Genomic DNA, 13,808 nt, shown 5'->3' with positions numbered 1-13,808 from the left:
AGGCGCAGCGAGGCAGCGGGCAGCGCCCCGCCTCAGCCGCCGGACAGCGCGCCGAGCGCGGCGAGGAAGCGCGCCGCCGCCAGCTCCGGCGGCCAGGGGCGCCAGGGCGCGAAATCCGGCTCGCCGCCATGCACGGCCTGCAGCGGGTCCGCCTCCACCACCGCGGCGCGGATGCCGAGCGTCCCGCGCACCTCGGCCCGCGTCCAGCCCGCGACATGCACCGCCTCGGCGGCGGCGAGGGCGATGTCGCAGGCCTTGTGCAGCCGCTTCGCCTCCGGCGTCCAGGCCGGCAGGGCGTAGCGCCGCGCGACGGCGGTGCCGAGCCGCTCCTGCAGCGCTGCGAAGCCGGCGCCGAGGAAGGGCTTGAGCGGCGAGATGCAATCGAAGCCGAGCAGCCCCTCCTCGGCATCGTGCAGCAGCTCGCGCCGCGCCTCCGCGCGCGTCAACCCGCCGCGCGCCCGGGCCCGGCGCAGCGCCAGCACGGCGAGGGAGTGCTGCGCGACCGAGAGCGGCGCGCCCGGCCAGATGGAATGGCCGCCCCAGCGAAAGGTGCGGGCGAGGCCGATCGCCAGGTCCTCGTCGGTCCAGTCGAAGGGCGTCGGCGACAGCAGGTCGAGCCGCCGGCCTGAGGGCAGCCGCACCCAGGCGCGGGCCTCGCCCGGGGCGGCCCGCCCCGCCTCCGCGGCGTCAGAAGCGCGGCGTGGCGAGGTCGATCTCCTGCGTCACCGCGAGATCCTCGCTGAACCAGGCGGCGATGCCGGCGCGGCGCTCGCCCAGATAGTCCGGCCGGCCGGCGGCATCGAGCCGCATGGCGAGGTCGTGGCCGGGGATGAGCAGCGTTCCAGGCGCCTGCCGCCACAACCCCCAGATGCGTTCGAGGCTGGCATGGCTGGCGGCGGCATCCATGGTCATGTCGGTCGCCATGGACAGCATCTCGGCCCGGTTCTTCGCCGCATCGCCGCTGAACACCACCGGCACCTCGTTGCCCGTCAGGCGGTAGACCAGGCAGCCCGGCGTGTGGCCGGGGCAGAGATGCGCGGTAAGGCCGGGCAGGAAGGCCTCGCCGTCCTCCAGCAGGTGCAGCCGCGGATGCTGCGCCAGGTCGCGCACATAGAGCTCGGGCAGCGGATTGAAGCCGGCCGGCACGCTGCGCGCCCAGTCCATCTCCACCCGCCCGATCCAGATCCGGGCCTTCGGGAAGAGCGTGTAGTTGACCGCGTGGTCCCAGTGCGCATGCGTCAGCACCACATCCGTCACGCTCTCCGGCGCGCATGCGGCGGCCTGGAGCTGGCGGGCGAATTCCGGCCGCACCGCGAAGGCGCCGACATCGATCAGGATGGTCCGGCCCTCGCCGCGCAGCAGGGCGATGGTGCTCCAGCCCAGGCCGCCATGGCAGAGCGACTTGCCGGGATAGCCCTGGATCAGCACGTCGAGCCGGTACATCGCATCCTCCTCCCGCTGGCCTCCCGCGGGACCGGCAGGGTCGCGGGGCGGCCGGGCGCCGTCAACCGTGCGGCAAGGGCTTTGCTGCATCGCAGCAGGGTCGTAAGGGTCGCCATCATGGAGTCGTCCCGCGCCCTGGCTGGCCTCGGGCTCATGCTCGCCGCCACCACCGCCTTCGCCGGCATGGGCGCCTGCTTCCGCCTCGCCATTCAGGATGGGCTGCCGCTGCCCCTGCTGCCCTTCGCGCGCGGCGCCTTCACCCTGCTGATCCTCTCGCCCTGGCTGCTGCGGCAGGGCCCCTCGGCGCTGGCGACGCGGCGCCCCTGGGGCCACGCGCTGCGCTGCGCCGCCGGCATCGCCAGCTTCATGCTCTACCTGCTCGCCATCGCCTGGATGCGCCTGGCGGATGCGGTGGCGATCATGCAGGCCAAGCCGCTCTGGGCGCTGCCGCTCGCCGTCCTGCTGCTCGGCGAGCGGCTGCGGCGGGAGCGGGTGCTGGCGGCGCTGCTCGGCTTCCTCGGCATGCTGGTCATCGCCCGGCCGGAGGGGGCGATGAGCGAGACCGCCCTGCTCGGCACCCTCGCCGCGGTCGCCAGCGGCATCACCGGGGCGCTGGTGATGATCGCCATGAAGCGCATGGCGGGGACCGAGCCGCCGCCGCGCGTTGTCGCCTGGTACGGCATCAGCTCGGTGCTGGTCTGGGGGCCGGTCTCGGCGCTGGTCTGGGATTCCCCCTCGCCGCTCGCCCTGCTCTGCCTGCTCGGCGGCTCGGGGCTGGCGGTGGCCGGCGACCTGCTGCTGCAGGCCGCCTCCCGCCGGGCCGAGATCGGGCTGCTGGCGCCGGTCGACTATGCCGGCATCCCGATCACCGCCGTCTTCGCGCTGCTGCTCTTCGGCGAGCAGCCGGGCTGGAGCCTGGCGCTCGGGACCGGGCTCATGCTCGCCGCGACGCTCTGGCTGGCGCAGGGGCTGCACCGGCGGCGATGAGGCACCTCAATCGATCCGCAGTCCCATCTTCCGGATGATCGCCCCCTCATCGGCATAGAGCTTGCGCGCGAAGCCGGCATACTCCTCCGGCCCCATGTAGCGCACCGGCATGTCGTAGCGCTCGAGCGTCTCCACATGCTTCGGGTCGAGCAGCGCCTCGCGGAAGACGTCGTGCAGCACCCGCACGATGCCGGGATCGATCCCCTTCGGGCCGACGATGCCGTAGGGGCTGTCGGCCACGATGTCGATGCCGACCTCGCGCAGCGTCGGCACCTCCGGGAAGCGCTTCGCCCGCTCGGCGGTCCAGACCACCAGCAGGCGCAGCCGTCCCTCCTGCACCAGCTGCGCCCAGCCGGTGCTGTCGGCATTCGCCACCACCTGGCCGCCGAGCACCGCCTGGGTGTTGTCGGCGCCGCCCTTGAAGGGCACGTGCAGCCACTCGATCCCCTCGGCCTGGGCGATCCGCTCCATGGTGATGTGCAGCGTGCTGCCGACGCCGGGCGTCCCGTAGGTCACCTGGCCGGGATTGGCCTTGGCATGGGCGAGGAATTCCTGCCAGCTCCGCCAGGGCTGGTCAGCCCGCACCACCACGCCGAAGACATAGCCGGTGAGGTGGATGATGTAGGTGAAGTCGGCGATCGGGTCGAAGCTCGGCCGCCGCGTCATGACCGGCAGGCGGAAGGCGCTGATCGGCATCTGCCCGACCAGCGTGCCATCGCCGCTGCGCTCCTGCGCCATCATCTGGGCGCCGAGCGTGCCCGTGGCGCCGGGACGGTTCTCGACCACCACCGGCTGGCCGAAGCGCTTCGAGGCGATCTCCGACAGCACCCGGAACTGCGTATCGGCGGAGCCGCCGGGCAGCCAGGGCACCACCAGCCGGATCGGCCGGTCGGGGAAGCCGGATGCGGCGAGGGCGGGGCTCGCCAGCGTGGCCGCGCCCAGGGCGAGCAGGCCGCGCCGACGGTGAAGCAGGGTCATTCTCGGGACTCCTCCGGACTTTGTCCCGAGACTGCGCACGCCGCGGCGCAGGTGCAACCCATCAAGGCCCCGAAATGATGCCGCCCGTCGCTGCCCGTTGCCCGGCCGAGGCTTTGCCTCGGCCGGCTGTGACGGATCTTGGAACAATGGGCCGATCGGGGCCCCCGCGGCGTCGCGCAGCGACGTCGTGGGGATGATCAGAGCGCCCGGAAGAAGTACTCGCCCAGCGTCTTGAAGCCGATGCGGAACAGCACGACGGTGTCCGCCGGATAGAGCGTCGCCGTGGTCGGGTCCTGGGCGAAGCGCTTGATGAAGCGGCCCTCCAGGATGAAGCACTCGTCCTCGTAGCCGGCGAAGCCCTGCATCAGCACCCAGCGGCCGATGCCGAGATCGTATTTGGCCGCGAAGCCGGCGCGCCAGTATTCGTTGATCCTGCCGGCGATGCCCGCCGAGACCTCGTCGCGCGAGCGCGAAGCCGTCCGCCCGACCGTGTCGGAGGTCAGGTAGGGCAGCGGCACGGAATAGAGGTAGCCGGCCGAGAAGGTGATGCCCTTGACGGTCAGGTTCGCCGTGGTGTCGGCCAGCTGCCGGTTCAGCGGCTGGTCGCCCTTGGTGCGGACGCGCCCGATCGTCTCGAACCAGGAGACCGGCGCGATGCGCAGCCGCGCCACATAGGCCGAGGCCCGCTCGTCGAGGCCGGAGCCCGGATAGGGGTTGGCATCGCGGAAGTCGTTGTCGAACCTGTAGGAGCGCCCGACCAGCCCCTCCACCTGGCCACCATTCGGAAAGTCCCAGGCGCCGCGCAGCGCGGCATCCACCCGGCTGCCGCCCTCCTGCCGGTCACGGCCGTTGAAGCGGTTGAGCGCGAAGAGGTTGGCGTCGGTGAACTCGAAATCGACGCTGTCCTCGTTCGGGACGCTGCGCTGCGGGCCCATGCGCGGGCCGGTGACGAACTGCACCCGCGGCTCGATGGTCTGGGTGCCGTACTCGCCGGCGGAACGGACGAAGGGCATGCGCCAGTCGACGGCGGCGCGGATGTTGCCGACGCCGCGCGTGCCGTTGGCGTCCGGCAGGTTGGTCGGCGGCTCCTGCTGGCCCGAGGCGCGGTAGCCGATGGCATCCGCCTGCAGCTTGAAGGTCCAGACCCCGCCGAGATTGTCGATCTCCGGCCGCTCCCAGCGGGCGCGGGCCGCGATGCGCTGCGACTGGCTGCCGATGTCGCGGTAGATGCCGAGCAGCCCGGCATCGAGGGTGAGGAAGCCGCCGAACACCTTCTCCCGCGGCGCCCGCTCGGCATAGATGTTCGGCAGGACATAGGGCACCTGGCGGGTGTCGTCCGAGGTGCGCAGGCCCTGATAGGCGCGGGCATCGAGGCGGACATAGCCCTGGGTGTCCCAGAAGCCCTCGGTATAGACCTGGCTGGTCAGCACCCGCCGGTATTCGTATCGGAAGGTGCGCAGGTAGATCTCGCTGCTGGCTCGGTTCAGGTCGAAGCCGGCGCGCCAGTTCTCGTCGACGGTGAAGCGGCCCTTGAGGAAGATGTGGCCGGCCAGCTCTTCCTTGCCGCCGGTATCCTTGCCGTTGAGGCCGCCGATCGAGGCGCTGCCCAGGATCTCGCCGCTGTTAAAGAGCTTGCGGTATTCCAATCCGAGATTGGGATACTGGCGGGAGGAGAGGATGGGCGTGATGGTGAGGTCGGAGCTGTCGTCGATCGCCCAGAAGTAGGGCGTCTCGAAGAAGGCGCCGAGGAAGCGAGTATAGCCGACGGTCGGGAAGAGGAAGCCCGAGGCACGCGGCGTCGAGGGATCGGGGTGCGAGAGATAGGGCGTGTAGAGCACCGGCACGCCGAAGAAGCGCACCGTGGCGTCGCGGTAGGAGATGCGCAGCGCGTCCTTGTCCTGCGTCGCGCGGCGCGCCTGCACCTGCCAGAGCGGCGGCGCGGTCGGGTCGTCCTTGCACAGGTCGCAGGAGGAATAGACCACGCGGCCGAGCTCGTTGATCGTGCCGCCGGTGCGCCGGGCGCCGTTCGCCGCCATCTTGCCGTTGGCCGCGAGCAGCGCCCGCACCCCCTCCAGCACGCCGTCGCGGAAACGGTCCTTCAGCTCGGCGGACTCGGCGAAGAGCACCGTGCCGTCCGGCTCGAGCAGCTGCACATGGCCGCGCGCGGTGGCGACGCCGGTGTTGCGGTCGTAGGTGAACTCGTCGGCCCGCATCAGCCGCTCGCCCTGCCAGGCCTCGACCTTGCCGCGGGCGATGACGAGGCCCTTCTCGCGGTCGTACTCCACCTCATCGGCGGTGAAGGTGACCGGGGCGTTGGTGTCCTGGCGCGGGCCGCCGCCCGTCAGGCCGGCGAAGGGCTCGACCCGCTGCGCCGCCGGCTGGCCGAGCGAGGGGGCCGGCGTCGGGTCGCGCGGCGTCACGCTCGGCTGGTCGATCTGCGCCAGCGCCCGGAGGGGCAGGCCGAGCAGCAGCGGCAGGGCGAGGGCGCAGGCGGCGCCGACGCGCCGCCGCCGCCGGGAAGCGGCAGGGCTCATCCATCCTCCAGGTGCAGCAGCAGGGCGAGGGCGAGCAGCAGCCCGGCGATGGTCGGCGCCCAGGCGGCGAGCTCCACCGGCAGCGTGCCGGCCTCGCCGAACTCGCTGGTGATCTTGTCGAGCACGAAGAGCGCGAAGCCCGCCGAGACGCCGGCGCCGATCATCTGCGCGACGCCGCCGCGGCGCGAGGGGCGCATGGAGAAGCCGGCGGCGAGCAGCGCCATGGCGGCGGCGAGCACCGGCAGGGCGAGCAGGCTCTGGAAATGCAGCTGGTGCCGCACCGCCGAGAAGCCCGCCGCCTCCAGCACCGCGATGAAGCCGGGCAGCGCCCAGAAGGAGAGCGTATCGGGCGAGGCGAAGCTGTTCTCGATCCGGTCCGGCGTCAGGTCGGTGGGAAAGGACAGCGTCTCCCGCGGGCCGGCGCTGCGGTCGGCATTGAAGGTGACGCTGTCCTCGAGCACCCAGCGCCCCGGCAGCAGCCGGGCGCGCGGCGCCTCGATCCGCGCCAGCGGCCGGTCGCCCGCCGAGAGCCGCCAGAGGCTCACATCGGTCAGGGTGAACTCGCCCGGCCGCTCGTTCGGCCGACCCGCCGCGGCCGGCCGGCCGGAAAGGATGGCGACGCCCTGCGGATCGAGGCCGCGATCGGCCTGGCGCAGCCAGAGCCGGCCGCCGGCGATGGCCGTCAGCCCGGCGCTCGCCCGCAGATAGGCGTAGTCCAGCCGCTCGGCCCGGGCGAGCATCGCCGAGGAGAGGGGCGAGACCGCCATGGTGCCGATGACGCCGAAGAGCAGCGCGACGATCAGCGGGCCGGAGAGGAAGCCCCAGGCCGAGATGCCGGCGGCGCGCGCCACCACCAGCTCCGAGGAGCGGGTGAGCCGCCAGAAGGCGAGGATGCCGCCGAGCAGGATGGCGAAGGGCAGGATCTGCAACGCGACGAAGGGCAGGCGCAGCCCGGCGATGGTCGCCACCAGGGCGAAGCCGGCATCCGGCCGCGCCGCGGCCCGGCGCAGCAGCTCGATGAAGTCGAAGAGTGAGATGAGCAGGGTCAGCCCGGCCAGCATGGCGAAGGTCGCCCCGAGGAACCGGCGCGCGACATAGAGCGAGAGGGTGGCGGTGATGGTCATGCCGCCCCCGCCGCCGGCCGACGCGGCCGGCGCAGATGCGGCAGGCCGGGCATGCCGCCGATCACCCAGGCCGAGACCAGCCCCGGCGCCAGGGCGTTGACCCAGATCAGCGGGATCACCGCATTCTGCCGGGCGGCGAGGTTGCCGGTCATCAGCCCGATCGCCAGCAGCGCCACCACCACCATGATGCCGGTGAAGAGTCGCAGGCCGCCGCCATGCCGGCGGAACTGCCCGGTCAGCGCGGTCGCCAGCGCCACCAGCCCGAAGCCGATGGCGTTGAGCGGCGAGGCCAGGCGCTGATGCGCTTCGGCCCGGAAGCGGCGCAGGTCGCGTTCCGGCACGTGGTCGGCCGGGTCGGGGTGCAGCAGCTCGTCGATCGTGCGCTCCTGCGCGTTGCGGTAGCGGTCCGTCTCCCCCCCGGCACCTCGGGTGGTGCGCGCCAGGTCGACGCTGTTCTCGCTGAAGGAGAGGACCGAGAGGCGCGTGGTCGCCGGCGTCCCGGGCGGCGCGCCAGCGGGCGGCGGCACCCGCTCGACCTGCTGCCGCTCGCCGTTCTCGAGCGTGACGCGCGGACCGTTCGGGCCCGGGGTGATGCGTCCGGCCTCGGCCAGGATGGTGACCGGCGCCCCGGGCTCCCGCGCGTCGTGGATCAGGATGCCGCGCAGGGTGCCGTCCGGGTCGCGGTAGCGGGCATAGACGGTCAGGTCGTCGCCGACCGAGGAGAAGACCCCCTCCTGCACCAGGATGGCGGCGAGCTGGTTGCGGATCTCGTACTGCCAGGCGCGGAAGGCGGCCTGGCTGGCCGGGACCAGCCAGAGGTTCAGCACGTAGCAGAGGATCATGGCGAGCCCGGCCAGGGCCATCGCCGGCCGGGCGAGCCGCCATTGCGAGAGGCCGGCGGCGCGCATCACCACCAGCTCCCGGTCCGCCGCCAGCCGGACATAGACGAAGAGCGTCACCACGAAGGTGGTGATCGGCAGGATGACGGCGAAGAAGCTCGGCAGCAGCAGCCCGGTCAGCTCGATGAAGACCATGAAGGAGAGGCCGCGGTCGAGCACCAGCTCGATGAAGCGCAGCGACTGCGTCAGCCAGACCAGCGCCGCCAGGCCGATGGTGACGGCGAGGAGGGCGACGGAGAGCTGGCGAAAGATGTAACGATCGAGCCGGGTCATGGGGTTGGCGGCACCCTAGCGGCGGCGGGGGGCGGCGGAAAGCGCCGCCGCCCGGGTCGCGGCAGGGATGTGCCGGGTGTGGCGGCGCTGCGGCGCCCTGGCCATGGCTTGGGGCAAGGCCTTGGGGATGGACAAGACCCTGCCCGGAGGTGTCGAGTGGCTGAGCAGGTCGACACGACCGCGGGGCGAAACGTCTGGGTTGGTGGATCGGCGAATGAGCGAGGTGCTGACCCTCGGGCAGATGCTCGGCGTGCAGGCGCGCCTGCAGGGCGAGCGGATCGGCGCCCGCGACCTGGACCGCAGCATGACCTTCCGCCAGTGGGAGGAGCGCGCGAACCGGCTGGCGAATGGGCTGCTGGGCCTCGGCCTGGCCAAGGGCGACCGGGTTGCGGTGCTCGCCTACAACCGGATCGAATGGGTCGAGATCTATGCCGCGACCGCGAAGGCCGGCCTGGTCGCGGTGCCGATCAACTTCCGCCTCGTCGGCCCGGAGATCCGCTTCATCCTCGAGGACAGCGAGGCGGCGGCGCTCATCGTCGAGACGCCGCTGCTCGGCCCGGTCGAGGAGATCGTGGCGGATCTGCATCTCGGCCCGGACCGGCTCATCCATCTCGGCGCGGGTCCGGCGCCGGCGGGCTGGCAGGGCTACGAGTCGCTGATCGCGGCCGCCGCCGATCCGCCGCCGGCGGTGACCGTCCTGCCGCAGGACCCCTGGTGCCTGATGTACACCTCGGGGACCACCGGCAACCCGAAGGGGGCGATCCGCGGGCATCGCGGCATGGCCATGCTGGCGATGATGACGCGGGTGGAATTCGGCCTGCGCCGGCGCGACGAGGCGCTGCTGGTCATGCCGATGTGCCACGCCAATTCGCTGAACTTCTTCTCCGCCTTCCTCTATGGCGGCTCGGCTGTCGGCGTCTTCTCGCGGCCGAGCTTCGATCCGGGGCTCTGCCTCAGGACGCTGGCCGGCACCGGCGCGACCTTCACCTCGCTGGTGCCGACGCATTACGAGATGATGCTCGACAGCCGCGCCGCGCTGGCCGGCCAGGATTTCGGCCGGGTCGAGAAGCTGCTGGTCTCCTCCGCCCCGGCGCGGGCCGAGACCAAGCGGGCGGTGATGGAGATGTTCCCCAATTCCGGCCTCTTCGAGCTCTACGGCTCCACCGAGGCCGGCTGGGTGACGATGCTGCATCCGGACGAGCAGTTCGACCAGCTCGGCTCGGTCGGGCGCGAGGTGGTCGGCTCGGCGCCGATCCGCCTGCTCGACGATGCGGGGCGGGAGGTGCCGGATGGCGAGCCGGGCGAGCTCTATTCCCGCAGCCCCTACGCCTTCGACGGCTACTGGCGCCTGCCGGAGAAGACGGCCGAGGCCTATCGCGGCGACTACCTGACCGTCGGCGATATCGGGGTGCGCGGGCCGGGCGGCTTCATCCGGCTGCTCGACCGCAAGAAGAACATGATCATCACCGGCGGCGAGAACGTCTATCCCTCCGAGGTCGAGGCGCTGCTCGCCGCGCATCCGGCGGTGCGCGACGCCATCGTCATCGGCCTGCCGGATGCCCGCTGGGGCGAGCGGGTGCATGCCGCGGTGGTGCTGCGCGAGGGGGCGAGCCTGACCGAGCAGGCGCTGCTGGACTGGAGCCGCGGCCGGCTCGCCGGCTACAAGCGCCCCCGCTCCGTCTCCTTCCTCCGCGAGGAGGAGGTGCCGCGCAACGCGACCGGCAAGGTGCTGCACCGGGTGCTGAAGACCCAGCTCGCCGCGGGCGCTGGCGAGAGCGGCGGCGGCAGGCAGCCATAGGCGTCCGCGCCTGACGACACCGAGGGAGGGCAGCATGGCGATCGATCCCGACAGCGTGGCCGGCCTGATCGCGCGGCTGCTGAAGCGTCGCGGCGTGGAGCGCGTCTTCGCGCTCTGCGGCGGCCACATCATGCCGATCTGGATGCGGCTCGACGCCGAGGGCATCCGCATCGTCGATGTCCGCGACGAGCGGGCGGCGGTGCACATGGCGCAGGCGCATGCCGAGCTGACCGGCCAGCTCGGCGTCGCCCTCGTCACCGCCGGGCCGGGCGTCACCAACGCCATGACCGGCATCGCCAACGCGCATGTCTCGCGCGCGCCGGTGCTGGTGCTCTCCGGCACCAGCCCGCAGCCGCAGGAGAATCGGGGCGGGTTGCAGGATTTCGATCACACGCAGCTGCTGCGCCCGATCACCCGCTACGCCCGCACGGTGCGCGAGCCGGCGCTGGCGCTGGCCGAGCTGGACGAGGCGATCGCCCGCGCCTTCGGCGAGGCTGGCGAGCCGGGCCCCGCCTATCTCGACGTCCCGACCGACACGCTGCGCGCCCCGGTGCCGAAGCCGCTGCAGCGCGAGGAGCACCTGCGGCCGAAGCCACGGCCCCTTACCCTGCCGGATCCGGCGCGCATCGCCGAGGCGGTGGAGCTGCTCTGGTCGGCGCGGCGCGTGCTGGTGATCTCCGGCCGCGGCGCCCGTGGGGCGGGGCCGGAGCTGGTGGCGCTGCTCGACCGGCTCGGCGCCGCCTATCTCGATACCGGGGAGAGCCGCGGTCTGGTGCCGGATGCGCACCCCTCGGTGGTCGCCGCCATGCGCGGCGCGGTGATGGGCGATGCCGACCTAGTGCTGACCGTCGGGCGGCGGCTCGACTTCCAGCTCGCCTACGGCTCGCCGGCCGTCTTCGGCGAGGCGCGCTTCGTCCGCATCGGCGAGGTGCCGGGCGAGCTGCGGGACAACCGCCGCGGCGAGGTGGAGCTGCTGGCCTCGCCGGCCGCGGCGCTGCGGGCGCTGGTCGAGGCGGCCGGCAACCGCACCCCCGCCCTCGACCGCGGCTGGGCGGCGAAGCTCCGAGCCGGGCACGAGGCGCGGGCGGAGAAGCTGCGGCAGGGCATGGCGGCTGCGCCGAACGGCAGCGACGGCCGGCTGCACCCGAACCGCGTGCTGGCCGCGCTGCAGGAGGCGATGGGCGAGGAGGCGATCGTCGTCACCGATGGCGGCGACTTCCTCAGCTTCGCCCGCGTCGGCCTCTCGGCGCCCGCCATGCTCGATCCGGGTCCCTTCGGCTGCATCGGCATCGGCGTGCCCTATGGCATCGCCGCCAGCCTCGCCTTCCCCGAGCGGCCGGTGGTCGTCGCCACCGGCGACGGCGCCTTCGGCTTCAACGCCATGGAGATCGACACCGCGGTGCGGCACAAGGCGCCGGTGCTGATCGTCGTCGCCAATAACGGCGCCTGGCAGATCGAGGTGCACGACCAGGAGGTGACGCATGGCAAGGTGGTCGGCACCCGGCTGCAGTTCAGCGACCACGCCGCCATGGCGCGCGCCTTCGGCATGCATGCCGAGCGGGTGGAGACGGCCGATCAGCTCGGCCCGGCCATCGCCCGCGCCATGGCCAACCGGCCGGCGCTGATCGACGCGGTGGTGACGCCGGAAGCGGTCTCCTCCGATGCCAAGACCGGCCTCGCCTGGGTGCCCGACCTGCAGCCGCTGGCCGCCTGGGACGCGGCGGAGCGGCGCTGGCGCGCCGGAGGTTAGGCGCTGCTCTAGACCATGATCCGCTCACACAGGTTCGCGGATCATGGTCCAGTCCGTTGTTTGATCGCGTGATTCACGCTTTAGCTTGGCAGCACCTTGCCCGGATTCATCAGGCCCTGCGGATCGATCGCCGCCTTGATCCGGCGCATCAGCTCGAGCTCCGCGCCGCCGCGCCAGTCCTCCATCATGTCAGTCTTCAGCCGGCCGATGCCGTGCTCGGCGGAGAAGCTGCCGCCGAGATCGCGCACCACCGCGTTCACCGTCTCCATGATGTCGTGGCTGCGGGCGAGGAAGGCGGCGGCGTCCATGCCCTCCGGCTGCTCCAGGTTCATGTGGATGTTGCCGTCGCCCATATGGCCGAAGGGCACCGGGCGGATGCCGGGGATCAGCGCCCGGCAGGCCTCGGAGGCGCGGCGGATCAGCTCCGGCGCGCGTGAGACGGGCACCGAGACGTCGTTCTTCACGCTCGCGCCCTCGCGCTTCTGCGCCTCCGGATGCTCCTCGCGGATGCGCCAGAGGGCGGCGCGCTGCGTCTCGCTCTCGCCGATCGTCGCATCCAGCACCTCGCCGGCCTCGAGCGCCTCCTCGAGCACCGCCTCCATCAGCGTCCGCAGCCCGGCCTCGGGCCGGGAGGAGGCGAGGTCGACCAGCACGTAGTGGTCGTGGCCCGGCAGCGGCGCGCTGCCGCCGCCGATATGCGTCGCATAGAAGCCGACGCCCGTGCCCGACATGTATTCGAAGGCGCGCACCGCGCTCTCGTCACGGTCGCGGAAGCGGCGGAAGAGGGCGAGCGCCGCATCCTCGTCCTGCACCGCGCAGAAGGCGAGCTCCGTCTCCCGCGGCCGCGGGAACAGCCGGAGGACGGCCGCGGTGATGAAGCCGAGCGTGCCCTCGGCGCCGACGAAGAGGTGGCGCAGCGCATAGCCCGTATTGTCCTTGCGCAGCCGCCGGAGGCCGTTCCAGACCTGCCCGTCCGGCAGCACCACCTCCAGCCCCAGCATCAGCTCGCGCGCATTGCCGTAGCGCACCGTGGTGTTGCCGCCGGCATTGGTGGACAGCACGCCGCCCACCGTCGCCGTGCCCTCGGCGCCGAGCGAGAGCGGGAACAGGCAGCCTGCCTCGGCCGCCACCTCCTGCGCCGTCTTCAGCACCAGCCCGGCCTCGACCGTCATCGTCATGTCCAACGGGTCGATGTCGCGCACGCGGTTCAGCCGGGCGAGCGAGACGATGATCTGCCGGCCGCCCTCATCCGGCGTCGCGCCGCCGACCATGGAGGTGTTGCCGCCCTGCGGCACCAGCGGCAGGCCGGCCGCGGCGCAGAGCCGCACCGCCTCGGCCAGCTCCTCGACCGTGCCGGGGCGCAGCAGGCAGGGCGTGCGGCCGTGATAGAGGTTGCGCCAATCGGCGAGATGCGGTTCGAGATCCGCCGCTTCGGTCAGCAGCCCGCGCGGGCCGAGCAGGCTGGCGAGGCGGTCGAGCAGGCCAGCGGGCAAGGGGGCGGGCAAGGGGGAGGACGGGGGCTGATCGTCGGGCATGCCCGACTCCTGAGCCGGAAGCCGGCCAGGGTCAATTCTCGCGGCATATTAGATGACACCGGGCCAGGGCTTAGGGCATACAGGCGAAATGAAGTGCCACGCACCCCGATTTTCGGTTGTGCTCACCCTGCTGCTCTCGTTGCAGTGGGCGACGGCCTTCGCGCATTGCCTCGCCGCCCTGGCCCCGTCCGGCGGCCCCGGCCATGCGATCGAGATCTGCTCGGCCGACGGCATCCGCACCCTGCTGGTTGGTGAGGACGGGCAGCCTGCATCGCCCGCGCCGCACCATCACGACAGTTGCCCGCTCTGCCCCGGCAGCGTCTCGCCGGCGCCCGAGGCGCCCGGTCTCGCCGCCCGGATGCTGGTCTGGCTGCTGTCGCCGCCGCCGCGTCTCGCCGGGCTGCCGCCCGCCGCACCCCGCGCCCCGCCGCAGCAACCGCGCGCACCGCCCCTCGCCTGACAGCCGCCTCGTCGCGCCGCCACCCGG

General features: G+C 72.6%; 11 protein-coding genes. 4 read left to right on the top strand and 7 right to left on the bottom strand.

Translation table 11 applies throughout. The features are described from left to right. Positions 1 to 32 precede the first annotated feature (32 nt). Both HJG45_RS09915 and HJG45_RS09910 read right to left on the bottom strand, forming a co-directional pair. Entirely contained in the window at positions 33 to 641 is a 609-nt protein-coding gene (locus HJG45_RS09915; protein WP_171611969.1) for a phosphohydrolase, read from the bottom strand. A gap of 46 nt (positions 642 to 687) precedes the next feature. Further along, positions 688 to 1,443 carry an MBL fold metallo-hydrolase gene (locus HJG45_RS09910; protein WP_171611968.1) on the bottom strand — a complete coding sequence of 252 codons (756 nt, stop codon included), beginning with the start codon at positions 1,441 to 1,443 and terminating at the stop codon, positions 688 to 690. A gap of 117 nt (positions 1,444 to 1,560) precedes the next feature. Between HJG45_RS09910 and HJG45_RS09905 the strand changes: the two genes are divergently transcribed. Beyond that, entirely contained in the window at positions 1,561 to 2,430 is an 870-nt protein-coding gene (locus HJG45_RS09905; protein WP_171611967.1) for a DMT family transporter, read from the top strand. A gap of 6 nt (positions 2,431 to 2,436) precedes the next feature. On the opposite strand, the gene HJG45_RS09900 is transcribed toward HJG45_RS09905, so the two are convergent. The 4 genes from HJG45_RS09900 to lptF form a co-directional block, all read right to left on the bottom strand. Beyond that, positions 2,437 to 3,408 (bottom strand): tripartite tricarboxylate transporter substrate binding protein, encoded by a 972-nt coding sequence (locus HJG45_RS09900; protein ID WP_171611966.1) that lies wholly within the window; start codon positions 3,406 to 3,408, stop codon positions 2,437 to 2,439. Between the two features lie 197 nt (positions 3,409 to 3,605). Then, the gene (locus HJG45_RS09895; RefSeq protein ID WP_171611965.1) at positions 3,606 to 5,942 is read right to left on the bottom strand and encodes an LPS-assembly protein LptD; all 2,337 of its coding nucleotides are present in this window, start codon (positions 5,940 to 5,942) and stop codon (positions 3,606 to 3,608) included. Next, positions 5,939 to 7,066 carry an LPS export ABC transporter permease LptG gene (gene lptG / locus HJG45_RS09890; protein WP_171611964.1) on the bottom strand — a complete coding sequence of 376 codons (1,128 nt, stop codon included), beginning with the start codon at positions 7,064 to 7,066 and terminating at the stop codon, positions 5,939 to 5,941. Before lptG ends, HJG45_RS09895 begins: the two co-directional genes overlap by 4 nt. Next, on the bottom strand, positions 7,063 to 8,238 hold the full coding sequence (gene lptF, locus HJG45_RS09885; RefSeq protein ID WP_171611963.1) for an LPS export ABC transporter permease LptF: 1,176 nt from the start codon (positions 8,236 to 8,238) through the stop codon (positions 7,063 to 7,065). The genes lptG and lptF overlap by 4 nt, the downstream gene beginning before the upstream one ends. 214 nt (positions 8,239 to 8,452) lie before the next feature. On the opposite strand from lptF, the gene HJG45_RS09880 reads away from it, so the two are divergent. Then, positions 8,453 to 10,036 (top strand): class I adenylate-forming enzyme family protein, encoded by a 1,584-nt coding sequence (locus tag HJG45_RS09880; RefSeq protein ID WP_171611962.1) that lies wholly within the window; start codon positions 8,453 to 8,455, stop codon positions 10,034 to 10,036. 34 nt (positions 10,037 to 10,070) lie between these two features. Then, positions 10,071 to 11,786: a thiamine pyrophosphate-binding protein gene (locus tag HJG45_RS09875; RefSeq protein WP_171611961.1), complete on the top strand. Its 1,716-nt coding sequence runs from the start codon at positions 10,071 to 10,073 to the stop codon at positions 11,784 to 11,786. Between the two features lie 80 nt (positions 11,787 to 11,866). Here the strand turns inward: HJG45_RS09875 and HJG45_RS09870 are convergent, their stop codons facing one another. Further along, the gene (locus HJG45_RS09870; RefSeq protein ID WP_171611960.1) at positions 11,867 to 13,321 is read right to left on the bottom strand and encodes an FAD-binding oxidoreductase; all 1,455 of its coding nucleotides are present in this window, start codon (positions 13,319 to 13,321) and stop codon (positions 11,867 to 11,869) included. 118 nt (positions 13,322 to 13,439) lie between these two features. Between HJG45_RS09870 and HJG45_RS09865 the strand changes: the two genes are divergently transcribed. Then, a complete protein-coding gene (locus HJG45_RS09865; protein ID WP_171611959.1) occupies positions 13,440 to 13,781 on the top strand; it encodes a DUF2946 family protein in 342 nt (113 codons plus the stop codon). Positions 13,782 to 13,808 lie beyond the last annotated feature (27 nt).

Source organism: Roseicella sp. DB1501, from assembly GCF_013112485.1.
In the GTDB taxonomy this organism is placed as follows: domain Bacteria; phylum Pseudomonadota; class Alphaproteobacteria; order Acetobacterales; family Acetobacteraceae; genus Paracraurococcus.
This window is presented reverse-complemented; position numbering and strand designations above follow the sequence as displayed.